The sequence below is a fragment of the Sphingopyxis sp. genome, assembly GCF_016704835.1.
Classification (GTDB): Bacteria; Pseudomonadota; Alphaproteobacteria; order Sphingomonadales; family Sphingomonadaceae; genus Sphingopyxis.
On sequence record NZ_JADIZJ010000001.1, the window covers coordinates 557,595 to 584,241 of the forward strand.

Here is a 26,647-nt window from a genome sequence, read left to right on the forward strand (position 1 = left end):
TTAGATCTTGCCGGTCAGTTCGGGAACCGCGCTGAACAGGTCGGCGACGAGGCCGAAGTCGGCGACCTGGAAGATCGGGGCGTCTTCGTCCTTGTTGATCGCGACGATCGTCTTCGAATCCTTCATCCCCGCGAGATGCTGGATCGCGCCCGAGATGCCGATCGCGAAGTACACCTGCGGCGCGACGATCTTGCCGGTCTGGCCGACCTGATAGTCGTTAGGGACATAGCCGGCATCGACCGCGGCGCGGCTGGCGCCTAGCGCGGCGTTCAGCTTGTCGGCGAGCGGAACGATCACTTCCTGATATTTCTCGGATGAGCCGAGCGCGCGGCCGCCCGACACGATGATCTTGGCCGAGGTGAGCTCGGGACGCTCCGACTTGGCAATTTCGGCGCCAACGAAGCTTGAGATACCGGCATCACTGCCAGCGCCAACGGCTTCGACCGTACCCGAACCGCCCGAGGTCGCGGCCTTGTCGAAAGCGGTACCGCGCACGGTCAGGACGAGCTTGGCGTCCGACGATTCGACCGTAGCAATCGCATTGCCGGCGTAGATCGGGCGGGTGAAGGTCTTGGGACCCTCGACTGACAGGATCTCGCTGATCTGCATCACATCGAGCAGCGCGGCGACCCGCGGGGCAATATTCTTGCCGGTGGTCGTCGCGGGCGCGAGGAACGCGTCATGGTGGCCCATCAATTCGGCGACGAGCGGCGCGACATTTTCGGGCAGATTGTGGCCGAAAGCAGCGTTGTCGGCGACATGGACCTTGCCTACGCCGGCGATCTGCGCGGCTTCCTTGGCGACCGCATCGACACCGCTACCGGCGACGAGCAGATGGACTTCGCCGAGCTTCGATGCGGCGGTGACCACCGCGAGCGTGGCGTCCTTGACGGCCTTGCCGTCATGTTCGACCCAAACCAGAGTTTTCATGAGTGCACTCCCATCGCCTTCAGCTTGGCAACCAGTTCATCGACATCGGCGACCTTGACACCGGCCGAACGGACGGGCGGTTCGGACACCTTGACGACCTTGACCCGCGGCGCGGTGTCGACCCCGTAATCGGCGGGGCTCTTGGTATCGAGCGGCTTCGACTTCGCCTTCATGATGTTCGGCAGCGACGCGTAGCGCGGCTCGTTCAGACGCAGGTCGGTGGTGACGATCGCGGGAAGCTTCAGCTTCACCGTTTCGAGCCCGCCATCGACTTCGCGCGTCACATTGGCATGATCGCCGTCAACATTGACCGCGCTGGCGAAGGTGCCTTGCGCCCAGCCGGTGAGCGCGGCGAGCATCTGGCCGGTCTGGTTGTTGTCGTCGTCGATCGCCTGCTTGCCGAGGATCACGAGACCCGGTTGTTCGGCATCGGCAATCGCCTTGAAAATCTTCGCCAGCGCCAGCGGCTCGACCGCGTCGTCGGTCAGCACGAGGATCGCACGGTCGGCACCCATCGCGAGCGCGGTGCGCAGCGTTTCCTGCGCCTTCGCCGGGCCGACCGACACCGCGATGATTTCGGTCGCGACGCCCTTTTCGCGCAGGCGGATCGCTTCTTCGACCCCGATCTCGTCGAACGGGTTCATCGACATTTTGACGTTCGCCAGGTCAACGCCGGTGCCGTCGGATTTGACCCGCGGCTTCACATTGTAATCGAGCACCCGCTTCACGGGGACGAGGATTTTCATGGGCCTAAAGCTCCTCTCAGCAAATTGTGCACTGCGCCATAATTGCGCTTTACGTAAACGTCAACCTGAAGCCTCCCCCTCGCGTAAAGAGGCAATCGGCTTAGGCAGCGCGGACCTCCGCGACAATTTTCTTTGCCGCATCGCCCAGATCGTTTGCCGCGACGATCGGCAGCCCCGAATTGGCAAGGATGTCCTTGCCCTGCTGCACGTTCGTGCCTTCCAGGCGCACGACCAGCGGCACCGACAGATTCACTTCCTTCGCCGCGGCAACGATGCCATCGGCGATGATGTCGCACTTCATGATGCCGCCGAAGATGTTGACGAGAATGCCCTTCACCGCCGGATCCTTGAGGATGATCTTGAACGCCGCGGTGACCTTTTCCTTCGAAGCGCCGCCGCCGACGTCGAGGAAGTTGGCGGGGAATTCGCCGTTGAGCTTGATGATGTCCATCGTCGCCATCGCCAACCCTGCACCGTTCACCATGCAGCCAATATTGCCGTCGAGCTTGATGTAGGCGAGGTCATATTCGGACGCTTCGACTTCGGCCGGATCTTCCTCGGTCAGGTCGCGCAACTCGGCGAGATCCTTGTGGCGGAACATCGCATTACCGTCGAACGCCACCTTGGCGTCGAGCACGAGCAGTTCGTCGCCATCCTTGCCTTCGCACACCGCGAGCGGGTTGATTTCAATCTGTTCGGCATCGGTACCGAGGAACGCGGCATAGAGACCGGCAAGAACCTTGGCCGCCTGTTTCGCCAGGTCGCCCGACAGGCCGAGCGCCGCGGCGACGCTGCGGCCATGGTGCGGCTGGAGGCCGGTGGCGGGATCGATGGTGATCGTGTGAATCTTTTCCGGCGTGTCGTGCGCGACGGTTTCGATGTCCATGCCGCCTTCGGTCGAGGCGACGACCGCGATGCGGCTCGACGCGCGGTCGACGAGCAAAGCGAGGTAGAATTCCTGCTTAATGTCGGCGCCGTCGGTGATGTAGAGTCGATTGACCTGCTTGCCCGTGTCGCCGGTCTGGATCGTCACCAGCGTATTGCCGAGCATGTCCTTGGCGTGCGCTTCGACCTCTTCGATCGTCTTGGCGAGGCGGACGCCGCCCTTCGCATCGGGGCCGAGTTCCTTGAACTTGCCCTTGCCGCGGCCACCCGCATGAATCTGCGACTTTACGACATAGAGCGGCCCGGGCAGCTGCTTTGCCGCGGCGACGGCTTCCTCGACGGTCATCGCAGCAATGCCCTTGGGCACCGCGACGCCGTATTTCGCGAGCAGTTCTTTCGCCTGATATTCGTGGATGTTCATGAGGTCTGCCGGGCCTTTCGAGTCTTGGGGCGGGGAGAATTGCCGCCGCCTAAGCACAAGTTGGCGAGCAAGGCTACCCCGCAGCGCCGCAGATATTCTTGCCTAGCGAAAAGCGCAGAGCGCCGCCGAGCTGGTCGTGACCGTCAATATCTCGGGGTCTTTGAGCGCGCGGACCTTGCGGAGGAACTGATTGAGCGACAGATCGCTTATCTTCTTATCCTTCAGGCTGGAGAGCGAACCGAGGCGGCGCAGCTGAAGTAGCGACAGCCGGTCGACCATCCGTTCGGACATGCACGACGCGATCGATTGCGACAGCCCGGCGTTGACCAAGCCAGTGCGGAGCCGCGCTTCGGGGGAGGCGCAGGCGGCCAGCGCGAGCAGCGACAAGGACAGAACAGCGATCCGCATCAGCGATTATCTTCCATGAAATTCCGCGACCGCGCTCGAAACCGACTGCATCAGCGCCATGCGTGCGGGAATCGGCGACGTCGTGGTCCCCATCATCACGACAATAGCATAGCGGGTGCCATCCGGCGCGGTGGCGATGCCGATATCGTTATAGCCCGCGGTCATTCCGCCCAGATTCTGGCCCGTCCCGGTCTTGTGCAGGAATTTCCAGCCGGGTGGCAGGCCGGCCTTGAGCCGCTTCGGCCCGCTTTTCGTCCGGCTCATCACATCGAGCAGATAATCGGTTGATTCGGGTGCGAGCAATGTCCCGCGCGCCAGCCGGGCGAGCGCGCTAGCGATCGCCGTCGGGCTTGCGCCATCGATCGGGTTGGCGAGATAATTGTCCATCGCCGCGCGGCGGGTTGCCGGGGAGATTGCGGCGCGCGCGGTTTCGAAATTGCGCGCGACCGAATAGCTTTGCTGCCACGTCATCCCGGCGATCCCGCTTTGCAGCAGGCGTTCGCCGGGACCGAAGCGGATCGCTCCCAGATCTTTCTTGGCCATGAAGGCGCGCACCGCGCCCGGACCGCCGACGGTGCGCAGCAGGCTGTCGTTCGCAGTGTTGTCACTTTGCGTGATCGCTGTTTCGATCAGGCTGCGCACGGTCATCGTCACCGACCCCTGCGCGCGGACACGCGCGGCGAGCGGCTGATAGAATAAGGTCAGATCCTCGGGACCGATCCGCACTTGTTGGTCGAGCCGAACGCGTCCCTGATCGACCGCATCGAGCGCCGCCAGGCTGACCCAAAGCTTCGACACGCTTTGTTGGGGAAAAAGGTCACCCCCGCGCTGCGCAATCGCCCATTCGCCGTCGATGCGCTGCACCGCGATCCCGGTCTTGCCCGGAAAGGCGCGCCATAGAAAATGGATGCGTTCGGTCAGTCCGGCCGGGGGGCGGCGAAACCCGGGATCGAGCGGACCGGCGGGGCGCGGCATCGTCGATCGCACCGGCTGGCCGATCGGGACGGTCACCGATCCCGTGGGTCGCGGCACCGCCGCCTGCGTTCGCGGCGCCGGGACGATCGCCGCGCTGCTCACGCAACCTGCGAGCACGGCGGCGCTCGTCGTCATGGCGAGAAGCGGCCGACCCGATAACGCTAACTTCATGAAAACCCCGCAACCTGCGTCTTGTACAAAATCCCCGAGCCATCTGGTCTCGCAGGCGTGCAAGGGGGACCAGCAGTTTGCGATGAATGATTCCTCAGGCGCGACGAGTGGCGGAGCCGCGCGGCCGTCAGGGTGCGGGGGTGGGCCGTACCATCGCCGGGAACAGCCGCTTAAATGCCGCGAGCTTGGGCGCGTCCCAGCGGACGATATAGCCGTTCGACGGATTGCGGCGCATGAAATCCTGGTGATTGGTTTCGGCGGGGTAAAAGCGCTTGTAGCTTTCGACCGGTACGACGATTGGCCGGACGAAATATTTGCCCTTGCCGATCTGCGCCAGGTAGGCGGTCGCGACCTGACGTTGCGTTGCGTCGAGCGGGACGATCGCGGCGCGATATTGAGTACCCGAATCCGGTCCCTGACGATTCTTCAGGGTCGGATCAGCAACCACCGAAAACAGGACGCGGAGCAAGCTGCCGTAGCTGACCTGCGTCGGGTCATAAACGATCCGCACCGCCTCGGCATGGCCCGATTTGCCGTCGTGGGTCAGTTCATATTTCGCGGTCGCGGCGCTGCCGCCATGATAGCCCGATTCGACCGATATAACGCCCTTTACATTGGCAAAGACCCCCTCGACTCCCCAGAAACAGCCACCCGCAAGCACCGCGGTCGCGCGCTTTGCATTCACCGCCGGATCAACCGCCGCAGCAGGGAGCTTGACGACGCTTTCGGCCTGCGCCGGCGCGCATTGCGCGACGATCGCACCAGCGACGAGCGTCGCGATGATCCGGCTGAACGGTGCGCCGCAGGCGTGCTTCACGCGGGGATCAGCAGCGCGGGCTGGTTGAGCACGATATAGGTCGCGCCAATTGCGAAGCCGGCGAGCATCGACAAAAACCAGTCGGAGCGGAAGAGATTGAGCATGGGGAGCCTCTTTTTTCATCTATGGTTATTCGCGGCCAAAACCGCTTTGGTTACACCGACGATATGGCGCGCCCCGACCAACCGTGCAGTGATCTCCGTCACCCTAAACAGGATGGCTTACTATCCGGTGAACCGCACGCTTAGCCGCCGTTCAGGTTGAGATAGGCTCCGCCGCCAGCATTACAAGACCGGTCGGTACAGAATTGCTATGCTGGCGTAAACCTTTTGTCCATCCGGGGCGAAAGCCGGGATGGACCAAAAAGCATAGTGTTAGCGCAGCGCCGCACACGCCTGCTGGATGCGCACGCACGCTTCCTTCAGCACCGCTTCCGATGTCGCATAGGAAACGCGGAACGCAGGCGACAGGCCAAAGGCCGCACCATGCACCGCCGCGACTTTCGCACTATCGAGGAAATAGTCGATCAGCTTCTCGTCGGTGTCGATCAGCGCGCCATCGGCCGCCTTCTTGCCCATGCAGCCACTCGCATCGGGATAGACGTAAAAAGCGCCATCGGGGGTCGGGCAGCTGAGGCCCGGCGCATCGTTGAGCATCGCGACCACCATGTCGCGGCGCTTCTTGAACGCCGCATTGCGATCGTCGAGGAACTGCTGCGGCCCGCCAAGCGCCGCGGCGGCGGCAGCCTGTGCGATCGAACAGGGGTTCGAGGTCGACTGCGACTGGAGCTTGCCCATCGCCTTGATCAGCCAGGCTGGACCACCGGCATAACCGATTCGCCAACCGGTCATCGCATAGGCTTTCGAGCAGCCGTTCACGGTCAGGATGCGGTCGATCAGGTCGGGGCAGCGCTGGGCGAAGGTCGAAAAGGCGAAATCGGCGTACCAGACATGCTCGTACATATCGTCGGTCATTACCATCACATGGCTGTGGCGCCGGATGACCTCGCCGAGCCCATCGATCTCTTCGCCCGAATAAGCGGCGCCCGACGGGTTCGACGGCGAGTTGAGCATCACCCAACGCGTCTTGGGCGTGATCGCGGCGTCGAGCTGGGCGGGCGTGATCTTGTAATTCTGCGCCGCACTGCCCTCGATGATCACCGGGGTGCCGCCCGCGAACGCCACGATGTCGGGATAGCTCACCCAATAGGGCGCCGGGATAATAACCTCGTCGCCCTTGTCGACCGTCGCGACCAGCGCGTTGAACAAGGTGTGCTTGCCGCCAACATTGACCGTGATCTGGTCAAGCCCGAAATCGAGCCCGTTGTCGCGGCGGAACTTGCCGCGGATCGCTTCTTTCAGCGCGACGGTGCCATCGACCAGCGTATATTTGGTCTGCCCATTGCGGATCGCCTCGATCGCGGCTTCCTTGACGAAATCGGGTGTGTCGAAATCGGGTTCGCCCGCGCTCAGCCCGATCACATCGACGCCCGCGGCTTTCAGCGCCGAAACGCGCGCGGTCATCGCAAGCGTGGCCGACGGCTGGATGCGGTTGAGGGCGGCGGAGATATGCGGCTTCAGCGACATGGGACTTCTTTCCGTGGCTTGCGCGGACAGGCGGCGATTTGACAGGAAATTGCGCGGGGCCGCGCCTAAAGCCTCCGTCCCGAATTCGCAAGCGCAGCGTGGGATAATTTACCTATGCAGCGTGCAGGTGAGACTATTCCGTTGCCGTAGCGTCCAGCAACCGCGCCGGGATCAACCCGCGCAGCGAATTGCCGACGAAGAAACCGGCTGCCAAATCGCCAAGTCGCAGGTACGATTCAACCGCGCGGCCTTTGTCGATCAGCTCCGCGCGCAGCACTCCGGGCAGCAGCCCCAGCGCCAGCGGCGGGGTCAGCAGCTGTCCGTCGCGTTCGACGAAAACGGTGCTCCAGCTGCCCTCGGTCACAAACCCCGGCTCGTCGACGAACACCACCTCGGCGGCGGCGCTGTCGTGCCGCGCCGCGTCATAGGCGGCGCGCTGGCTGGTCTTGTGCGCCAGGCGGAAATCGTCAGCGGCCATGGGCGCGGGGCGCACCGCGACCGGCACCGGCAGTTCGGCCAGCCGCGGCAGCGGCGATACCTCGACCGCGAGCGCGCCCGACGGCGCCAGCCGCATCCGCACCCGCGCCGCGCTGCGCAGGCGGAACGTCGCCGATTGCAGGCTGTTGCGCGCACCATGGCGGTCGAACGCAAAGCCAAGCGTTTCTGCGCTCGCCTTCATCCGCGCCAAATGCCCCTCCAGCCGCTGGACCCCCTCGACGGGATCAAAGAACATGGTCTCGATCAGGTCGAAACGCGCGCCCGCTGCCCCCACAAACTCCCCCTTCGCCAGACATTCGCGCCATTCCTCAGCCGGTTGGCTGTCGGCAACAATTCCAGAACCCAATCCCAGCGTGGCGCGATTTGCGCCGCCTTGCAAGTCGTTGGCGCCGGGAAGCACCAGCGTGCGGATCGCGACATTGAACGCTGCGTCGCCCCCAGCCTCGATGAAACCGATCGAGCCCGTGTAAAGCCCGCGCGCGTCGCCCTCCAGTTCGTCGATGATCTCCATCGCGCGCACCTTGGGCGCGCCCGTGATCGATCCGCAGGGAAAAGCGGCGCGCAGCACATCGACCGCGCCGACGCCATCGGGCAGGCGCGCACTGACGTCGGAGACGAGTTGGTGAATTGTCGGAAAGCTTTCGACGCGAAACAGGTCGGGCACCGCGACCGACCCGGGCACCGCGACGCGCGACAGATCGTTGCGGATCAGGTCGACGATCATTAGATTTTCGGCGCGCTGTTTGGGATCATCGGCAAGCTCGCGCGCCGCTGCCGCATCGGCCGCGGCGTCGACCAGCCGTGCCGCCGTGCCTTTCATGGGGCGCGCCATCACCTGCCGCCCACGCAGCGCAAAAAACAGCTCGGGCGAGTGCGAAACAATCGCCTGCTCGCCGGTCCAGATAACCCCGCCATAGCCCGCGCGAGCGGTCTGCCGCAGCCGCGCGTGGATCGCCAGCGGGTTGCCCAGCAGCGGCACCTCGGCGCGAAAGGTCAGGTTCGCCTGATAAATGTCGCCCGCCGCGATATAGGCGAGCACCGCCTCGACCGCGGCCAGATAGTCGGTGCGCGTAACCCGCGGCGTCACCGCACCGATCCACGCCGATGCCGGATCGGGCAGCACGGCTGGTACCGCATCGGCATCGATCCGCTCGACCCGCTCGAACAGTCCGAACCAGGCCAGTGGCGGCCTATCTGCCTCGACCATATCCGGCGCCCCGCGCCACGCAGGCGACAGCCCCTTGCCCGCTTCATAGTGCAGATAGCCTGCAGCATGCAGCCCCCGGACCCCGCCGGCTTCCAACGCGTCGAACAGGGCAGGAATTTCCGCGGTGTCCCGCGCGGCCAGAATTTCGACCGGGTTCTGAAACAGTCGTGCGGGCGCCGCCCCCGCCACGCGCGCATCATCGAGCAGGACAAAGGGAGAGCTATCGCCCGCCGCGCGCATGCTCTGATCGCCTGACATCGTTTGTCTCCATCCGCCTCGCGCTCCGGACGGCGTCAGCGCTCACGGCGAACGCGAATGCGTTTGAGACTGCCAATCTCAGCAAAATAGCTACCCACCGCGCCAGGGGTGATCACGACCTTTTCACCCGCCTTGGGATCTCGCGGCAGGTCCGTTTGGTCAGTCTGAAGCCAAATCGCGCCGTCCTCGATTTCGAAGCGCATCTTGTTAAAGCCCTCGCGGCGCGCCCATTTTATCGTCGATTCAAGCCGCGACATCTTTTCCCTGTCATCGTCGCCACCGCCAAAGAAAGGCAGGTCGCGCAGGGTGAAACCGAAGAGTCCGCGCCTTGCTTTTTGCGCTGAATTGCGGTCGAAAAAGGTGATGTCGTTGGCCGTCTGCGCCTGTTCGAGCGCCGCGACCTGCCGGTCGAAACACGCGAGCCGCGCGGCAGCATCGGGAATTGCGCGGCAGTCATATAGCTGCTGAATCTGCGCCGGCGTGGTCGGGGCGTCCTTGTCCTTCGCCGTAGCCGGCAGCGCACTCAAGACCGCTAACGCGAGTGCGCAGGCCCCGATGGTCGAACGCGATTGCACCAAGTTCATGACCGTCCCCTTTGTTGCTACCCGCACGACTAGCCGCAGCATAGCGGCGCCGCAAGCGCGGCCCGGTTGCGATGTCGGCTTACCGACCCTAGTGTCAGGAAAGCCACAAGAATGAGAGGTTTTATCCCCGCAATGAATAGCGAATTTTCCTGGTCGACCGATTATCATCACCCCACCGACTGGGACCAGTCCTTCGCACCGCTGACGCTTCCCGACATGCTTGCCGCCAGCGTGACGCAGCGCGGAGATGCGACAATGCTCGACTTCATGGGCCGCCGTTTCAGCTACTTTGAAGTCGCCCGCGGCGCCGCGCGCGTTGCGCGGGGGCTCCAGCTGCTCGGGCTCGGCAAGGGCCGCCGCGTCGGCCTGTTCCTGCCCAACGTCCCGCATTATGTCGCGGCCTATTATGGTGCGCTCGCCGCCGGGGCGACCGTTGTCAATTTCTCGCCGCTCTACACCGCCCGCGAGCTTGAGGAACAAGTCGAAGATTCGGGCACCGACACGCTGTTCACCGTGAGCGCCGCGGCGCTGCTGCCCACCGCCTTGCAGGTGCTCGACGGGTCGAGCCTGCAGCGCCTCGTGGTCGGCTCGGTCGCCGGCGGACTATCGGCTCACAAATCGATACTCTACCGCCTGTTCAAGCGCGCCGAGATCGCGCGGCTGCCCGCCGATCCGCGCGTCATCCGCTTCTCGGCGCTGATTGCCAACGATGGCCGAGCCGAACCGGTCGCGATCGATCCCGAACAGGATGTCGCATTGATTCAATATACCGGCGGCACCACCGGAACTCCGAAAGGCGCCAAGCTCACCCATCAAAATCTGACCGCTAATGCGCGGCAGGTGAACGCAATCGACCCCGACCACGATGCCGAGGACCGCATCCTCGGTGTGCTTCCCTTTTTCCACGTCTTCGCCAACACCTGCGTCCTCAACCGTACCATCCTGAACGGCGGAACGATTACGATGCTGCCGCGCTTCGATGCAAAACAGGCGCTTGCCGCAATCACCCGCACGAAGACGACCGCGCTCCCCGGGGTGCCGACGATGTATCAGGCACTGCTCGACCATCCCGATCTGGCGAAGACCGATTTTTCCAGCCTGCGCATCTGCATCTCGGGCGGCGCGCCGATGCCCGCTGAACTGCGCGAAAAATTCACCGCCGCGACCGGCGCCTCGCTCGTCGAAGGCTATGGCCTCACCGAAAGCTCGGGGGTCGTCGCGACGAACCCCTATGACGGCCCCGTCCGCCCCGGCACGATCGGCCAGCCGCTGCCCGCTACGCACGTCCGCCTTCTCGATAAGGAAAATCCGGCCATGACCGCCCCCGCGGGCGAGCCCGGCGAACTGGCGGTCAAGGGGCCACAGATCATGCAGGGCTATTGGAACCGCCCTGACGCCGATCTCGACAGCTTCACCGCCGACCGCTGGCTGCGCACCGGCGACGTCGCGATGGTCGAGGAGGGCGGCTATATCCGCATCGTCGACCGGCTGAAGGACATGATCGCGGTCGGCGGCTTCAAAGTCTATCCCAGCGTTATCGAAGCGCATCTTTACGAGCATCCGGCGGTCAAGGAAGCGATCGTGCTGGGCGTCCCTGACGCCTATCGCGGCGAATCGCCGAAAGCGTTCGTTACGCTGGAGGAGGGCTTCGAAATATCAGGCGAAGCACTCGCCGCCTGGCTCAACCCCCAGCTCGGCAAACATGAACGCGTAAACGCGGTCGAAGTGCGGCTAAATCTGCCCAAGACGATGATCGGCAAACTGGACCGGAAGGCTTTGCGGGCGGAGGAAGCGGTCAGCTAAGTCCTTTCGTCATTCCCGCAAAAGCATGAACGCAGAATCGACGCCTGTTCGCTGGGTTCCCACTTTTGCGGGAATGACGAAAAAGGGACGGCGACAGGATTTCGCCGCAATGAGACATTGTAACCTCTGTCATGTTATGCCATATCCAACACCGCAATTGCCCCAATGGAGAATCGGGTGACCCAAGTCGCCAGCCCTGCCCCTGTCCTGACGCGCCTTGGCGCGGTGGTGCGGGCTGCGCGCGACGCCCGGCCGCTCACCTCGCTTTCGGGCGACCAGCTGGCGATGGGCCTGTCGGGACTTTGCCTCGTCCATTGCCTGGCGACGACGGTCTTTTTCGCGTCGATCGCGTCAGTCGGCGGCGTGTTTCTCGAAAATCACTTGTTCCACGAGATCGGGCTGATCATCGCGATCGGCTTTGCGCTCATCACCCTCGTCTCGGGCGTGCTCAGCCACGGTTATATGATGCCGTTCGCGGTCGGCAGCTTCGGGCTGGGGATGATGGCAGGTGCGTTGTCGCGGCCGCACGACGGCAGCGAAGTGATCGCGACAATGATCGGCGTCGCCGTCGTCGCGCTCGGGCACGATCTTAATCGGCGCGCGCGGCACTGATCGCGGCGCCGGAATGGACCGGTCCGCGGCTTGCGGACCCCCCCTAAACAGCCTACATTATTCCCAAGAGTTGGCGCGAACAGCCGCGCGGCAAAAGGAAACGCCCATGGGCAAGCATGACCACCCGCACGTCGAGGCCAGCGGCGCCTCGCTCGCCAAGGCAGCACAAACTGCGCTCGAGGGCGCGGGCGAAGCGTGGACCGACATGCGCGCGCAGATTTTCGACGCCGTCGCCGAAATCGGCAAGCCCGCCAGCGCCTATGAAATCGCCGATATGGTCTCGAAGGCGCGCGGCAAGCGCGTCGCGCCGAACAGCGTCTATCGCATTCTCGACCTGTTCGTCGCCAATAACCTTGTCCGCCGCGTCGAAAGCGCCAACGCCTTTGTCGCGAACAGCCATCCCGGCTGCCTGCACGACTGCATCTTCCTGATCTGCGACACTTGCGGCAGCGCGGTGCATGTCGATGACGACAAATTGTCAACCGGCGTTCGCGCCGCCGCCAACGCCACCGGCTTCGCTGCCGAGCGCCCGGTAATCGAAGTCCGCGGCAAATGCGCCGAGTGCCAATAAGGTGAGCCGGCGCGCTCCACCGGACATCTAGACGATGGTCGGGTGGCTGCAACACTCGATCAAAGCGCAGCAGAGCCGTCCGTCTGCACCGACACGCTGGTGGGTCGCCACGCTCGCATTCGGGATCGCGGTACTGCTGTTTGGCCTCTATCTCGGACAGGTCTTCCCGCAAAGCGGGCATGACATCGCCCCGGGCTTTGGACCACCGGTCCTCGCCTTCGAATTTGCCAGTGGGCAAGCCGACCTTGAAGCGATCTTCGGCTTCTTTACCGATCCGCATCAGGTCACGCGTCTCGCGGCGATGCGCGCCGGGAACGAGCAGGATTATTTCTACATGCTGCTCTACGCGGGCTTCCTCGCCAGCGGCTGTCTCGCACTGTGGCGCGAGCTTCTCCTACGCGCGCTGCTCGCGGCGGCGGCGCTCCCGGTCGCCGCGGCGCTGTGCGATGCATATGAAAACTCGCTGCTCTTCGACATTCAGGCCGCCTTTACCGCGGGCAATTATTCGCCTGCAATGGCCAGCCTGCCCTATCCCGTCGCGGCAAAGTTCATGCTCCTTGCCGCGACCAATGTCGTCATCGGCGCCGCGGCGACGAAGCTGGGGCGCTGGTGGGCGCTGGTCGGCTCGGTCGCGATCCTCGCCGCGATCCCCACGGTGATGGCGCTCATCACCCCCGCCGCCTTCGCCTGGGCGCTGATCCCGTCGGCCGCGGGTGGTTGGCTGTTGCTGCTCGCGCTGGCCGCGACGGGAAGCTGGCGCGCGCTGGTCCAGAAACGCCCGCTCGGCGATTTCGGCCGCGCCTGACCCCCTTCCCACTCCGCGCATGCGGGTCTAGGGAAACCGCGAATCCCGCAAACAGGGCGAAAGGCTGCATCCATGAACACCGTCATGATCCGCGAGGACGATTTGGTCGAAACCATCGCTGACGCGCTCCAGTACATCAGCTATTTTCACCCGATGGACTATATTCGCGCGCTCGCCGCCGCCTACGAGCGCGAGGTCTCAGCCGCCGCCAAGGACGCGATGGCGCAGATCCTCTCGAACAGCCGCATGTGCGCCGAGGGACATCGCCCGATCTGCCAGGACACCGGCATCGTCACCGTGTTCATCAAATGGGGCATGGACTGCCGCCTTGATTCGCCCCGCAGCCTGCAGCAGGTCATCGATGAGGGCGTGCGCCGCGCCTACCTGCACCCCGAAAACAAGCTTCGCGCCTCGATCCTCGCCGACCCGGCTTTCAGCCGCGTCAACACCAAGGACAACACGCCCTCGGTGCTCAACGTCGAAATGGTGCCCGGCAACAAGGTCGTGATCGACGTCGCCGCAAAGGGCGGCGGCAGCGAGAACAAGTCGAAGTTCAAGATGATGAACCCGTCGGACTCGATCGTCGACTGGGTGCTCGAAATGGTGCCGCAGATGGGCGCGGGCTGGTGCCCGCCGGGCATGCTCGGTATCGGCATCGGCGGCACCGCCGAAAAGGCCATGCTGCTCGCCAAGCAGTCGCTGATGGATCCGATCGACATGACCGAGTTGCTTGCGCGCGGGCCAAGCAATCCGACCGAAGAGCTGCGCATCGAGCTCTATGAAAAGGTCAACGCGCTCGGCATCGGCGCGCAGGGGCTGGGCGGGCTCGCCACGGTTCTCGACGTCAAGATCGCCGACTGGCCGACGCATGCGGCGTCAAAACCCGTCGCGATGATCCCCAATTGCGCCGCGACGCGCCACGCGCATGTGACGCTCGACGGCAGCGGTCCGGCCTTCCTCGAGCCGCCGGTGCTCGCCGACTATCCGCAGATCGACTGGAAGCCCGACCAGGCGGCGATCCGCGTCGACCTCGACAATCTGACGCCCGAAGTGGTCGCGAGCTGGAAGCAGGGCGACCGGCTTCTCCTCAATGGCAAGATGCTCACCGGCCGCGACGCGGCACACAAGCGCATCGCCGAGATGCTGGCCAGGGGCGAGGAGCTGCCCGTCAGCTTCCGCGACCGTGTGATCTATTATGTCGGCCCGGTCGATCCGGTCGGCGAGGAAATCGTCGGCCCCGCTGGCCCGACGACCGCGACGCGCATGGACAAGTTCATGGACATGATGCTCGATCAAGGCCTGCTCGCCTGCGTCGGCAAGGCCGAGCGGGGGCCCGCCGCGACGCAGGCGATCGCAAACCACAAGAGCGCCTATCTGATGGCGGTCGGCGGCGCCGCCTATCTCGTCGCACGCGCGATCAAGGGCAGCCAGGTTGTCGGCTTCGCCGACCTTGGCATGGAGGCGATCTACGAATTCGAGGGGCAGGATGTTCCGGTGAAGGTCGCGGTCGGCAGCGAAGGCCAGAATGTCCACGTCAACGCGCCGATGCTGTGGCAAAAGCGGATCAAGGATGAGGGGTTGCGGGAAGGGGTGTAGCGAACGCCGCCTACCCTGCGGTCTGCGCCGCCTGCATCCGTTCGATGAACAGCTGGACGTCCATTTGCTCGTCGCCCGCTTCGCGCGGCGCATATTTGGAAAACGCGGCATAGGCTTCAGCCCAGCGCTCTTCCATCCGAACGACATTATAGGGGTGGCTGACCAGGTAAAATCCGCACGCTTCCATCTGCGGGACAATGCGCGCCGCAAAAGCGTCGGCGTTCATTGCTGCGTCGGCGTTGCGCGTCATGTCGGATTTCACCCATCCCGGGATGATGACACCGACCTCAACATTCGCCGGAACCTCGTTGCGGACAATGTCCATCAGACCGAGGACCGCGTGCTTGCTGGCAACATAGGCGCCGCCGCGCGTGCGGACGGCGTTGAACAAGCCATTTTCGGACGCGGTCGCATAGATGGCGGCGGGCAAGCCGTCATCGCGAAAACGACGTCCAAAGGTACGAATGCCGTTCCAGACGCCCCAGAAATTGACCTCGAATAGCGCGCGCGCTGCATCGGGGTCCGTATCGAGTACCGGCGCGCGCGGGCCGGACACGCCCGCATTGTTGATGATCACGTCGGCGCGCCCATGGACGTCCCAGGCGAAATCGGCAAGCGCCTCAACCGCTGCCGCGTCGGTAACATCGCCAACGAATGACCGTGCCTCGACGCCCAGCCGCGCCAGTTCGGCGACCGCCTCGTCCAGCTTGGCCACGCGCGGCTCGAACAGGATGATCCGCCCACGCGCCGCGCCGATGCGCTTCGCCAGCGCGAACCCGATCCCGGTTGCGCCGCCGGTAACGACCACGCTCTTGCCCGCAAAGTCCATCGCCCGGCCTCCCTCAACGGCCATGCTACGCAGCGCCAACCGGCAACGTCAATCATCGCCTTGCCTTCCGTAGGATATCCGCCAGACTTGCCATCAATCGAAACAGCCTAGGGGACGAGCCGTGGATTTCCGTTACATCGATCGACCGAACCGCCGCGAGCTGATCCGCGGTGCCGTCATGCTCGGCGCCGGCGCAGCCATGATGAGTCCATTGCCCATCCTCGCCGCGAGCAGCCAGACCTCAGCGATCCGCAAGGCGGCCGAGGCCGGCAAGGACGCGTCGATCAAGCGCATCCGCGATTGGATCGCCCTCCCCTCGATCGCCGCCGAGAACCGCAGCATGGCCGAGGGCGCGGCCTATATGGCCGAACTCGCGAAAGACGCGGGTTTCACCAATGTGGAGATCGTGCCGACCGACGGTCATCCCGGCGTGTTCGGCACGATCGACGTTGGCGCGCCGCGCACGCTCGGCATCTATTTCATGTACGACGTCAAACAGTTCGACCCCGCCGAATGGTCGTCGCCGCCGCTCGAGGGCAAGATGGTCGACCGCCCCGGTTTCGGACAGGCGATCATGGGCCGGGGCGCGGTGAACCAGAAGGGTCCCGAGGCCACCTTCCTCGCCGCGCTCCACGCGATCCGCGCCGCCAAAGCGAAATTGCCGGTCAACATCGTCCTCGTCTGTGAAGGCGAGGAGGAGATCGGGTCACCGCACTTCCGCCAAATCGCGACCAAGCCCAACATCCTCGCTGCATTGAAGAAATGCGAAGGCATCTTCATCCCCTTCGCCTCGCAGGGCAAGACCGGCAACGTCACGGTTAACCTGGGGTCGAAGGGTATTATCGAACTCGAACTGATCGCGAGCGGCGAGAAATGGGGCCGCGGCCCAAAGGGCGACGTGCATTCGAGCCTAAAGGCGATGGTCGATTCGCCCGCCTGGCGGCTCGTGCAGGCACTCCAGACGCTCGTCAACCCCGATGGCAACAAGCCCGCGATCGAGGGCTGGTACGAAAATGTCCGCCCGCTTACGACACGCGAAAAGGCGCTGATCCGCGAAGCCGCGAAGGCAGGCGACGAAGCGCAGCAAAAGGCGGTGCTCGGCATCACCCACTGGATCGACAACCTCGCCTATGACGATGCGCTGATCCGGCTCGCGCAGGAACCGACGGTCAATATCGAGGGGCTGGTTGCTGGCTACACCGGCCCCGGCGGCAAAACGATCCTGCCCGGCCGCGCCGTCGCCAAGCTCGACTTACGCCTCGTCCCCAACCAGACTCGCGCCGAGGCCGAGCAGAAACTGCGCGCGCATCTCGACAAGCATGGCTTCAAGGATGTCGAGGTCAATGTGTCGGGCGGCTATGATCCGACCGAGGTCGCCGAAGACAGTCGCCTCGTCCGCTCCGAACTCGCGACCTATAAACAGCTCGGCATCGCCACCAGCCTCAACCCGCGGATGGCAGGCAGCTGGCCGGGCGCAACCTTCACCGCGCCACCGGTGTCGATCCCCGCCGCCCATTTCGGCATCGGCCACGGGTCGGGGGCTCACGCCCCCGACGAATATTTCCTGATCGATTCGGCCAACCCCAAGGTCGCGGGGCTAGTCGACGCCACAATGGGCTTCGCCGAATTCCTCTACACGCTGGCGGCGATCAAATAGGGAGAGGCCAATGACTGCCCTCAACGGCGTCGCGCATGTCATCCTGACCGCGGGCGATTTCGCCCGCTCGACCGCCTTTTGGCGCGACCTCATCGACCATTTGGAGCTCAAGATCGTGCTCGACAGCGAGCATATGCTGTATGGCGTCGGCGGGCGCACCGCGATCGGCATCCGGACGCCCAGCGCAGACAATGTCGGCCGGCGGTTCAACCAGGGGGCGCCGGGGCTGCATCACGCCTGCTTCCGGATGCGCGACCGCGCCGCGGTTGATGCCGTCCACGCATTTCTGATCAGCCGCACCGACATCCATATCGTCCACCGGCCGCAGGAAGAGCCATGGGCACCGGGCTATTATTCGGTGTTGTTCGAAGATCCCGACGGCATTCGGATTGAGTTCAACCATGTCCCCGGCATCGGCCTGCTGGTCGATGGGCAGGAGATCGGCGGCGCGAACGCCTTCAACGATGACTGATCCTCCCTGGGGAGAAAGCCGTGGGGAGGTGGCAGCCTCAAAGAAGCTGCCGGAGGGGCTTTGGCGCAACTGCTGCGGACCCTCCACCATTCGCTTCGCGAACGTCTCCCCTCCCCACCGCTTCGCGGCAGGGAGGATTCAGAAGCCATACACCAGTGTGAACCGCGTCTGGGTATCGACGCTTTCAATGCCCGGCGGCGGGCTGGTGTCGATTTGCGCCGAATAGGCTATGCGCGCTGACAGCGCGCCGGTCAGCTTGGCGTTGAGCGCGGTCAGCGAATTGGTCGAACTGTTCGCCTCGCCGACGATCGTCGAGGCAACCTGCGTCAGCCGCAAGGTCGGCGACAATTGCCAGCCGAAGTCGAGCCCGCCCAGCGCGGTCAGTTCGCTGTCGCGCGCGCCGCTGATAAAATCGGTCTGCCGCCACGCCGGACCGCCCTTCAGGCTCAGAGACATTGTCTTGCCGTCGATCACCTTGTACCCAAGCCCGCCCGACACGTTCCAGCGCGTATCATAACCCAATATCCGGTCATGCTCCCACCGCCCGAATCCGAACCCAAAGGCACGGTCGTTGATCCTATATTGCGGCTCAAGCTCGACGAGATAGCGTTCGACCGAGGTTCGCCCGTTGGTCCGCTGATAATCGGTCTGCGCGCGCACTTTGTGCGTCCAGTCGATCCCCTGGCGCGACAGCGCCAGTCCCGCGCTCAGCCCCGCCGATTTGGTGTTGCCGCTGCTTTGCGCAGCGCCGATCTGCCCCTCGCCCTTCCAGTTCTGCCAGAATTTCGCCGATGCCAATCTGGCGCGCTCGGCCGCCGCGGCCGCGTCCTTTAGCCGCTGACGCTCAGCACGATAGGCAACCAGCCGCGTTTCGATCTCAGTCGCGTCGTCGGGATTGGCCTTTTTCGCCAGCGTCGCGACTGCCTCGACATCGGCATCCTTGCCGGTCGCAATGGCGGCGGCGAGCATGTTGCGCACTGGGTTGGGCGGAACCACCGGCGGATGTCCGGCTCGATAATGCGCGAGCAGCGCATGGATTTCGCCGACGTTGCCGGGGTGGGTCATGCGGGCGACTTTGGCCACCGCTTCGACATCGTCGTTTTGGCCGCTCGCGAAAGCAGCGTCGATCATAGCGCGGACGGCATCGGGCAATGGCGGGTCGAGCGGAACCTGAAAGGTCGGAACCGGATTGGCCAGCACCGGATCCGCCAGCGCGGGATTCGGCTGCGGCGGGTTCACGGGCTCCTGCGCCGCGTTCGCAGGCTGAACCGCTAGGGCAAACAGGCCCATAGCCGCAAAGCGGGGAGAAAATGCCATCGAAGAGTCCTTCTCTGGGGAGGCAGAAGCCGGGTTCGTTCGATCATTGGCGCCGCCACGGCGCGTCCGACACCTCTCTATAGCCTGAAAGTGACTGGCATTTCCACCCCGGCTCCCCCATTTGCAAACCTATGGTTATAGCCCTTGTCGCCATTTTTTTCGCCGGCATCGCCAATTTCGCGATGCACCGCGCCTTTATGGAAAGCGACGACCCGCTGATCCAGCAGATGGTCAAACCACTCTCCGACAAGGCGGGACCGCATATCACCTATGTCTTCGAGTTTCTCCTGCTCGTCGGCGCCATGGCGATCGCGACCCGGGGCTGGTTCACCGCACTGATCCTCTATGGGCTTTACACGCTATTCAACGCGATGGCGTTCAGCTGGATCATGCAACGGCGCGATTGATAAGCGGCAGCTTGCTATCGATTGCAGACATTGATCCTCCCTGTCGTGCGGCGATGGGAGGTGGCCGCGCGCAGCGCCGACGGCGTGGCCATGGCGCCGCCCTTGCGGTCCCTCCACCACCCGCTGCGCGCGAGTGCGGGGTTGTCCAGTCCCCCGGACTGGACTTGGACCGCCCCGGGTAACCCATCCCTGCACTCCCAAAGCTGCGCTCCCACCACATCCTTCCGAAACCAATTGACCACAGCCAATTTCGATATAAATATGATATCATCTTTATATCGAGTCGGAGGGCAAAACCATGGTTGAGGGAACAACACCCGCGCTGAACCGCAGTCGCGAGACGCGCGCGCTGACGCAGAGCGGTTATCTGATGCTGCTGATCTGGGCGGTGTTGCTCGGCATCGCCGTTTGGGCGGGGGTGAGCAATGCAACTGCTGAATATCAGGTCGCATGGAAATGGGCGGTCGTCGCCGTCTCGGCGGTGGTCGGCTTTCTGATCCTGTGTGGCTTTTACCTGATCAACCCCAATGAAGCGGCGGCAATCCAGCTTTTCGGTGCGTATAAAGGCACCGACCGCGAGGAAGGGCTGCGCTGGGTTCTCCCATGGCTGACGCGCAAGAAGATCGCGGTGCGCGCGAACAACGTCATTTCGGACAAGATCAAGGTCAACGACCTGCGCGGCAACCCGATCGAGATGGCGGCGCAGGTCGTGTGGCGCGTCACTGACACAGCGCAGGCGCTGTTCGACGTCGACGATTACAAGGAATTTGTGATGGCGCAGATCGAGGCCGCGGTGCGCTCGATCGGCTCGCGCTATCCCTATGACGATATCGAGCATCAGGAAATCACGCTGCGCGGCAATCATGACGAGGTCGGGGTCGAGCTGCGCAAGGCGCTGATTGAGCGGTTGAGCGTCGCGGGGATCACCGTCGACGAATGCGGACTAACGCACCTCGCCTATGCGCAGGAAATTGCCGGGGCGATGCTGCGCCGTCAGCAGGCGGAAGCGGTGATTTCGGCGCGCAAGAAGCTGGTCGAAGGCGCGGTCACAATGGTCGAAATGGCGCTCAACCTGCTTGCCGAAAAAGGCGTCGTCGAACTCGACGACGAACGCAAGGCTGCGATGGTTTCGAACCTGATGGTCGTGCTTTGCGGCGAACGCGATACGCAGCCGGTGGTGAACGCCGGGTCGCTTTACTGACGAAAGAAACGCGTTCGTGTCGAGCGAAGTCGAGACAACCGCCGTGAGCATACGACCTCCCGGCATCTCGACATCGCTCGATGCGAACGGGGATTGAGGTTTTTCCTATGCCTTCGCCGCCAAAGAAAGCCTTTGCCCTTCGCCTCGATCCGGCGCTCTACGCCGCGGTCGAGCGGCTGGCGGCGGACGAGCTGCGCAGCGCCAATGCCGAGATCGAAGTGCTGCTGCGCGAGGCGCTGGCGCGGCGCGGGGTCAAGCCCAAGGCCGCCGCGTCGGCACGGCGCGGGCGACCGCCAAAAGAGGAGAGTCAGTCATGATGCACCTGTTCATGCGCAAAGGGCCATGGTTTCGCGCCAAAAGCCACGGGTTCGGTACCGGGCTGCCGGTTGCTTGGGAGGGTTGGTTTTTCATCGCGCTGCACGTCGCGATGATCACCGGGTTGGCTCTGGCGCTGCAGGGCCGTCCAATCGCGATGACGATCGCGGTCATCGTCGCGGGACTGGCGCCCATGCCGATCTATCGCGCCAAGACCGAGGGCGGCTGGCGCTGGCGGTAAATGGATTTCCCAATCCTCCCTTTCGCGCAGCGGTGGGGAGGTGGCAGCCCGCAGCGCTGACGGAGGGGTTTTGACGCCGCGTCGCTGCCCCTCCCCCATTCGCTTCGCGAACGGTCCCCCCGCCCCATGGCTTTGCCACAGGGAGGGTCGCTAACCTTTTCCACCGCTGGCGCCGCTACCCCGCTTGCCCCCCAATGGGTTGATGGTTAAGGCCGATGGTCATGACTAACACCCCCGCCCCCTTCCGTATCGCTCCGTCGATCTTGAGCGCCGACTTCGCGCGGCTGGGCGAAGAAGTGCGCGCGATCGAGGCCGCGGGGGCCGATTGGGTCCATATCGACGTGATGGACGGGCATTTTGTGCCGAACCTGACGATCGGTCCAGCGGTGGTGAAGGCGTTGCGCCCGCACTCCACCCTGCCCTTCGACGTCCATCTGATGATATCGCCGGTCGATCATTTCCTCGACGCCTTTGCCGCCGCCGGCGCCGACATCATCACCGTGCACCCCGAGGCTGGGCCGCACATCCACCGCAGTATCCAGCACATCAAATCGCTGGGCAAGCAGGCGGGGGTGTCGCTCAACCCCGCGACCCCGGCCAAGATGCTCGATTATCTTATCGACGACATTGACCTGGTGCTGATTATGAGTGTCAATCCGGGGTTCGGCGGCCAGAGCTTCATCACGGCCCAGCTGCGAAAGATCGAGGCGGTTCGCAAGATGATCGACAAGACCGGCCGCGACATCCGGCTGGAGGTCGATGGCGGGATTGATGCCGCGACGGCGCCGCTGGCGATCGCCGCGGGGGCTGACGTGCTGGTAGCGGGGACCGCAACCTTCAAGGGTGGCCCGGATGCCTATGCCGACAATATCCGGCGGCTGCGGGGCGCCTGAACGATGGAAGGGAGACCGTTGACTTCGGCCCCTGCCGTTCCGCCGCTCGATCTGGCTGACGACGCGCCGCCGATCGACGATTCGATTGAGCCCGGCAAACGGCTGATCCGCCTGCCCGCCGACAAGGGACTGTCGCTGGGCGACCGCGTCGCCAATGCAATCACCCGGCTGACCTGGCGCACGCCGCTCCATGCGTTCCGGCTGAAAGGCCGCTTTCCGCTAAAATTGCTCGGGGTTCCGGCCGACCCGGTGCCGGGCGACACCCGCGCCGGGACCGCGATCCGCGCCGGGCATTTCCTGCACCGCGGCTTGAAGCTGCCGCTCGGCGAACTCGATTTTGCGGCGCTGACCGTCGCGCCGACCTTTGCCGATTATCTGCACAGCTTTGCGTGGCTGCGCGATCTGGCTGCGACCGGCACCCGCGTCGACGGCGCGCCGATCGCCGAAGCGGTGGTTCGCCACTGGCTCGGCGTGCATGGCGAGACGGTGAGCGAACCGGCGTGGAAGGCCGACAACACCGCGTGGCGTATCCTGTTCTGGGCCGCCCACGCGCCGCTGATCCTGTCGTCTAGCGACCTTGTCTATCGTTCGGCGGTGCTCAATCACCTTGCGCGCGCGGCGCGGCATCTTGATCGCGTCGCCGACAAGACGCGCCCGGGCACCGGCCAGATGGTCGCGTGGATCGGCATCGTCGCCGCGTCGCTGCTGATGCCCGGCGGCGAGCCGCGGCAGATTTTCGGCGAGGCGGGTCTGCGCAAGGTGCTGGAGACAAGCTTCTACGCCGACGGCGGCAATATCTCGCGCTCACCGCAGGCGCAGCTCGACGCGGTGATGGCGCTGGCGATGCTCGCCAAAGTGTATGACATGCGCCGGATGGAAGTGCCCCCCTTTGTGCAGGAAGTGCTGACGCGCGCGGTTCCGGCGCTGCTCGGGCTGCTCCACAGCGACGGCGGCATGGGCAGCTGGCAGGGCAGCGGCGCGACGTCGGCGGCGCATGTCCAGGCGATCGTCGCGGCGAGCGGCGTGCGCACCCGACCCCTGAAACAGGCGCGCGACTGGGGCTATCAGCGGCTGGTCGCGAACAAGGTCGTGCTGCTCGCGGACGCCGCCCCGCCCCCCATTGCGCGGGTGACCGAGGCGGGTTGCGCCTCGACGCTGGCGTTCGAGCTGAGCGATGGCGACGAGCGCATTGTCGTCAATTGCGGCGGCGCGGCGCTGACCGGCGCGACGATCCCCGCCGACCTGGCGCGCGGACTGCGCACCACCGCGGCGCATTCGACGCTGATTCTGGCCGATACCAATTCGACCGCGATCCTGGCGAACGGCTCGCTCGGCAAGGGCGTGACCGAGGTCGAACTCGACCGCCGCGAGACGCCACAGGGCAGCCGCGTCGAGATGAGCCACGACGGCTATGCGCGGCGTCACGGGCTGATCCACCGCCGCCTGCTCATCCTTTCGCCGAACGGGCGCGAGCTGCGCGGCGAGGACATGCTTCTCCCCGCCCCGCGCACCCGGCGCAAGGGTGACAAAGGATTCGCGCTGCGCTTTCATCTGGGGCGCCATATTTCGGCGAGCCTGACCGCCGACAAATTGGGGGCGCTGCTGCGCATCAACGGTGGGCCGCTGTGGCAATTCCGCACCTCGGAGGGCGCGCTGGACGTCGAGCAAAGCCTTTGGGTCGACGGCGAAGGCCGCCCGCACCCGACCGAACAGTTGGTCGTGACCGGCACCGCGCCCGCGGGCGGGGCGAGCATCGGGTGGATTTTCAAGCATATCGGCTGAAATACGCCGTGATTGCGGGCGAAGCGAAGCAATCCAGGGGCTGTCTTGCGCCGCTCTGGATTGCGTCGTCGCTTCGCTCCTCGCAATGACGAAGGGGCCAAAAGGCGGCGCCCCAGGGACTGAGCGCCGGCCGCCGAACCTTCAGAAAGCGTAGCGCGCCATCAGCTGGAACACCGGTCCGGCTTTTTCGCTTTCGAGTTCATATTCGTCGAAGGTGCCAAGCCCGCGGTCGTTCTGATCGCCGATCGTCGTGAACTTGTTGAACGCCTCGCGCTTCGCACCGTTGAGCAGGTTCGCCCCGACCGCGCGGATCGTGAAGCTTTTGCCGAATCGCTTTTCGACGAAAATTTCGAGATCGGCGCCATAGGTCGTGAACACCTCTTCGCCGACGGTGCGGTCGAATGCCCCACCCTGCTTGCGATAGGTCGCGCCGAACGCCGCGCCAAGCGACGGGATGTCCTGAATGACCCCGAAATTATAGACATATTTGCTCTGGCCATTGAAGCGCCGCTCGCCGAATTCGTCGTCGATCTTGCTGTCGAGCCACGAGATATTACCGAACACGCCGGTGTCGGGCAGGCCGACGAAGCCAAGGTCGGTCGACAGGTCGAATTCGACCCCCCACACCTTGCCGTCGCCGATATTCTGCGGCTGATAGTTGAAAGTGCCCGCGCCTTCCGAGCCCGGGCCGCCGATGTTGGTGAGCTCGATCAGATCGTTCACCTTGCGGTAGAACATATTGACCCCCGCGATGCCCGCGCGGCCTAGCCGCTGCTCGTAGCCGAGGTCAAAACCCCACGCGGTTTCAGGATCCAGCAACGGATTACCGATCAGGTCGTTGTCGCCCAGTTCCGCCTCGAGCTCGGCGGGCGAGAGGAAATTGAACTCCGGACGGCGGCTAGTGCGGGCGGCCGAGGCGATGACGCGGCCGCGGGGGCCGACATCGATCTTGACCGACGCGGAGGGCAGCAGCTTGGCGTAATCGTTGGTCGTGCGCTGCACCGCCGCGGGGACGGTGAAATCGTCGATCGTCAGATCGGTGGTTTCATAGCGTACCCCGGCTTCCCACTTAAGGCCGGGCATGTCGCCCTCGACCAGCGCAAAGCCATCGAGTCGCTTTTCCTCGATCGTGTTGAGCCCGCCCGGCCCCGGCGTGAAGGCGCCGAACGTCCGCACGAACTCGGTCGGGTTGCGAGTGAACTGGTCGTAGCCCTGCCGATTGGCGGCGGTCAGATTATAGCGGTCGCGCGGCGCGGCGGTGATCGACGTATCGCGATCCTTATCCTGCCACAGCCCACCGAACAGCAGTTTGGTATCTTCCCTAAGCGCGATTTCATGTTCGAGCCGCACCGAAAATTCCTTGTCGGTGATGCCGGTCAGCGTCTGGTCACCGGTAAAGCGCGGCAGCGTGCGGTCGAATTCGACCTCATATTCGGTTTCGAAGCGGTCTTCGTCGAAATAGGCATAGCCGACTTTGAGGCTGGTCTTGCCCGCCGACCAGCGGTGCGCGAGCTTGCCGTTGACGCTGTAATTGTCCTGGTTGATCGTCGCGATATTGGCATTGTCGACGGTCAGATTGCCCGGCGGTGTCGCGCGGATCGGACCGTTGATGTTGGTCGGGTGATTATATTCGAAGCTGCGTTCGGTCTCGGTGCGGTCGGTGTGGACGTAAAAGCCGTTCACCGAAAAATCGGTCGCATCGCCCTTGATGTCGTAGGTCGCGTTGAACGAATAATCCTTGCCGTCGCGCGTGTCGGTCTGGTCTTCGCGGTTCTGGAAATTGTTGGTGGCGAACTCCGGGTCGTTCTCGGGCGATTCGTCGTAGCGCAGCGAGAACTTCTTCTTGGGATTGTGCCGCCCCTGGAAATTGGCGCCAAGCAGGAAGCGCCCCGGGCCGAGCGCGCCGCCGAACACACCGCCGACGCTAGGTTCAAGTTCCTTGTCGTCATAATAGAGGCCGCCTGCTCGCAGATAACCGCCGTCGAGTTCGTAGCCGTCGCGCAGCTTGATATTGAGCGTGCCTGCGACTGCATCGCCGGTGCGCCGCGCCGACGACGAGCGGACGATTTCGACGCGGTCGATCAGTTCGGCAGGGATGCGGTCAAGGAAAAAGCTGCGGTCGGCATTCGACCCGGGCACTTTTTCGCCATTGATCAGGATCTGGGTATAGCCCGGCGGCAGACCGCGCAATCGGGCGCCGTCGCTTTCGATCACGTCGGAGAGGAAGGTCACCGACGGCACCCGCTTCAGCGCATCGCCCGCGGTCAGCGGCTCGAAGCGCTGAAAAAACTCGCTGTCGTAGGAAAGAACGGGCTCGGCTTGATCCTCGCTGCGGTTGCGATAGCCGATGCTGCCGAGGACGACGATGTCCTGCGAGGTGGTGATGCTGCCATCCGAATTCTGGATCGGCGCCATGTCCTGCGCGTCCTGCGCGGCGGCGGGAGTGGACATCATGGCGGTGGCGAGCGCAAGCGCCGCGGCGGAATTCAGGCTGAAAGTACGAATCATGTTGGTCAGGCCCCCTTTGTGGTTGCCGCGCCTCTAGGGGCGCCATGTGACAGTTTGCGGCGAGCATCGAGACGTTTACGTGACCGTTAAGTGACGGAAATATTATGGGATTGACGCGCGCGTGCTTTGCTGGAACGGGGCGCGCCAATCGC

Annotated in this window: 25 protein-coding genes; 13 read left to right on the plus strand and 12 right to left on the minus strand. The window is 64.2% G+C overall.

Going from position 1 to position 26,647, the window contains the following annotated elements; genetic code table 11:
* The 9 genes from IPF76_RS02850 to IPF76_RS02890 form a co-directional block, all read right to left on the minus strand.
* Complete coding sequence (locus IPF76_RS02850) at positions 1–930, minus strand: electron transfer flavoprotein subunit alpha/FixB family protein (RefSeq protein ID WP_293839373.1); 930 nt, start codon at positions 928–930, stop codon at positions 1–3.
* A complete protein-coding gene (locus tag IPF76_RS02855; protein WP_293839377.1) occupies positions 927–1,676 on the minus strand; it encodes an electron transfer flavoprotein subunit beta/FixA family protein in 750 nt (249 codons plus the stop codon). The genes IPF76_RS02850 and IPF76_RS02855 overlap by 4 nt, the downstream gene beginning before the upstream one ends.
* Positions 1,677–1,776: 100 nt before the next feature.
* Positions 1,777–2,982, minus strand: a complete 1,206-nt coding sequence (gene sucC, locus IPF76_RS02860; protein WP_293839380.1) for an ADP-forming succinate--CoA ligase subunit beta — start codon at positions 2,980–2,982, stop codon at positions 1,777–1,779.
* 102 nt (positions 2,983–3,084) lie between these two features.
* Positions 3,085–3,390 carry a hypothetical protein gene (locus IPF76_RS02865; RefSeq protein ID WP_293839383.1) on the minus strand — a complete coding sequence of 102 codons (306 nt, stop codon included), beginning with the start codon at positions 3,388–3,390 and terminating at the stop codon, positions 3,085–3,087.
* 6 nt (positions 3,391–3,396) lie between these two features.
* Positions 3,397–4,536: a serine hydrolase gene (locus IPF76_RS02870; protein WP_293839386.1), complete on the minus strand. Its 1,140-nt coding sequence runs from the start codon at positions 4,534–4,536 to the stop codon at positions 3,397–3,399.
* A gap of 127 nt (positions 4,537–4,663) precedes the next feature.
* Positions 4,664–5,353, minus strand: a complete 690-nt coding sequence (msrA, locus tag IPF76_RS02875) for a peptide-methionine (S)-S-oxide reductase MsrA (protein ID WP_293839388.1) — start codon at positions 5,351–5,353, stop codon at positions 4,664–4,666.
* A 374-nt stretch (positions 5,354–5,727) separates the two neighbouring features.
* The gene (locus IPF76_RS02880) at positions 5,728–6,939 is read right to left on the minus strand and encodes a pyridoxal phosphate-dependent aminotransferase (protein WP_293839390.1); all 1,212 of its coding nucleotides are present in this window, start codon (positions 6,937–6,939) and stop codon (positions 5,728–5,730) included.
* Between the two features lie 133 nt (positions 6,940–7,072).
* Entirely contained in the window at positions 7,073–8,902 is a 1,830-nt protein-coding gene (pabB, locus tag IPF76_RS02885) for an aminodeoxychorismate synthase component I (protein WP_293839392.1), read from the minus strand.
* A 35-nt stretch (positions 8,903–8,937) separates the two neighbouring features.
* Positions 8,938–9,486: a hypothetical protein gene (locus IPF76_RS02890; RefSeq protein WP_293839394.1), complete on the minus strand. Its 549-nt coding sequence runs from the start codon at positions 9,484–9,486 to the stop codon at positions 8,938–8,940.
* A gap of 132 nt (positions 9,487–9,618) precedes the next feature.
* Between IPF76_RS02890 and IPF76_RS02895 the strand changes: the two genes are divergently transcribed.
* The 5 genes from IPF76_RS02895 (at position 9,619) to IPF76_RS02915 (ending at position 14,873) form a co-directional block, all read left to right on the plus strand.
* Positions 9,619–11,289, plus strand: coding sequence for an AMP-binding protein (locus IPF76_RS02895; protein ID WP_293841875.1), 1,671 nt, complete (start codon positions 9,619–9,621; stop codon positions 11,287–11,289).
* Between the two features lie 177 nt (positions 11,290–11,466).
* Positions 11,467–11,901, plus strand: coding sequence for a MerC domain-containing protein (locus IPF76_RS02900; RefSeq protein WP_293839396.1), 435 nt, complete (start codon positions 11,467–11,469; stop codon positions 11,899–11,901).
* Between the two features lie 106 nt (positions 11,902–12,007).
* Complete coding sequence (locus IPF76_RS02905) at positions 12,008–12,472, plus strand: transcriptional repressor (protein ID WP_293839398.1); 465 nt, start codon at positions 12,008–12,010, stop codon at positions 12,470–12,472.
* A 34-nt stretch (positions 12,473–12,506) separates the two neighbouring features.
* Positions 12,507–13,277, plus strand: coding sequence for a hypothetical protein (locus IPF76_RS02910; protein WP_293839401.1), 771 nt, complete (start codon positions 12,507–12,509; stop codon positions 13,275–13,277).
* Positions 13,278–13,349: 72 nt separating this feature from the next.
* Positions 13,350–14,873, plus strand: a complete 1,524-nt coding sequence (locus IPF76_RS02915) for a fumarate hydratase (RefSeq protein ID WP_293839404.1) — start codon at positions 13,350–13,352, stop codon at positions 14,871–14,873.
* 10 nt (positions 14,874–14,883) lie between these two features.
* Here the strand turns inward: IPF76_RS02915 and IPF76_RS02920 are convergent, their stop codons facing one another.
* Complete coding sequence (locus IPF76_RS02920; protein WP_293839407.1) at positions 14,884–15,726, minus strand: SDR family NAD(P)-dependent oxidoreductase; 843 nt, start codon at positions 15,724–15,726, stop codon at positions 14,884–14,886.
* Between the two features lie 154 nt (positions 15,727–15,880).
* On the opposite strand from IPF76_RS02920, the gene IPF76_RS02925 reads away from it, so the two are divergent.
* Together IPF76_RS02925 and IPF76_RS02930 are read left to right on the plus strand one after the other, a co-directional pair.
* On the plus strand, positions 15,881–17,359 hold the full coding sequence (locus tag IPF76_RS02925; protein ID WP_293841878.1) for a M20/M25/M40 family metallo-hydrolase: 1,479 nt from the start codon (positions 15,881–15,883) through the stop codon (positions 17,357–17,359).
* 10 nt (positions 17,360–17,369) lie between these two features.
* Positions 17,370–17,831, plus strand: coding sequence for a VOC family protein (locus IPF76_RS02930; RefSeq protein WP_293839410.1), 462 nt, complete (start codon positions 17,370–17,372; stop codon positions 17,829–17,831).
* A 138-nt stretch (positions 17,832–17,969) separates the two neighbouring features.
* Here the strand turns inward: IPF76_RS02930 and IPF76_RS02935 are convergent, their stop codons facing one another.
* On the minus strand, positions 17,970–19,148 hold the full coding sequence (locus tag IPF76_RS02935; RefSeq protein ID WP_293839413.1) for a DUF481 domain-containing protein: 1,179 nt from the start codon (positions 19,146–19,148) through the stop codon (positions 17,970–17,972).
* 131 nt (positions 19,149–19,279) lie between these two features.
* On the opposite strand from IPF76_RS02935, the gene IPF76_RS02940 reads away from it, so the two are divergent.
* The 6 genes from IPF76_RS02940 to IPF76_RS02965 all read left to right on the plus strand — a co-directional run bounded on the left by IPF76_RS02940 (position 19,280) and on the right by IPF76_RS02965 (position 23,987).
* Positions 19,280–19,555, plus strand: a complete 276-nt coding sequence (locus IPF76_RS02940; protein ID WP_293839416.1) for a hypothetical protein — start codon at positions 19,280–19,282, stop codon at positions 19,553–19,555.
* Positions 19,556–19,853: 298 nt separating this feature from the next.
* On the plus strand, positions 19,854–20,756 hold the full coding sequence (locus IPF76_RS02945) for an SPFH domain-containing protein (protein WP_293839419.1): 903 nt from the start codon (positions 19,854–19,856) through the stop codon (positions 20,754–20,756).
* Between the two features lie 107 nt (positions 20,757–20,863).
* A complete protein-coding gene (locus IPF76_RS02950; protein ID WP_293839422.1) occupies positions 20,864–21,073 on the plus strand; it encodes a toxin-antitoxin system HicB family antitoxin in 210 nt (69 codons plus the stop codon).
* Positions 21,070–21,312, plus strand: a complete 243-nt coding sequence (locus tag IPF76_RS02955; protein WP_293839425.1) for a hypothetical protein — start codon at positions 21,070–21,072, stop codon at positions 21,310–21,312. Before IPF76_RS02950 ends, IPF76_RS02955 begins: the two co-directional genes overlap by 4 nt.
* Positions 21,313–21,533: 221 nt before the next feature.
* Complete coding sequence (gene rpe, locus IPF76_RS02960; protein WP_293839428.1) at positions 21,534–22,205, plus strand: ribulose-phosphate 3-epimerase; 672 nt, start codon at positions 21,534–21,536, stop codon at positions 22,203–22,205.
* 3 nt (positions 22,206–22,208) lie between these two features.
* Positions 22,209–23,987 (plus strand): heparinase II/III family protein, encoded by a 1,779-nt coding sequence (locus IPF76_RS02965; protein ID WP_293839431.1) that lies wholly within the window; start codon positions 22,209–22,211, stop codon positions 23,985–23,987.
* Between the two features lie 141 nt (positions 23,988–24,128).
* Here IPF76_RS02965 and IPF76_RS02970 read toward each other — a convergent pair whose 3' ends face one another.
* Positions 24,129–26,495, minus strand: coding sequence for a TonB-dependent receptor (locus IPF76_RS02970; protein WP_293839434.1), 2,367 nt, complete (start codon positions 26,493–26,495; stop codon positions 24,129–24,131).
* Positions 26,496–26,647: the final 152 nt, after the last annotated feature.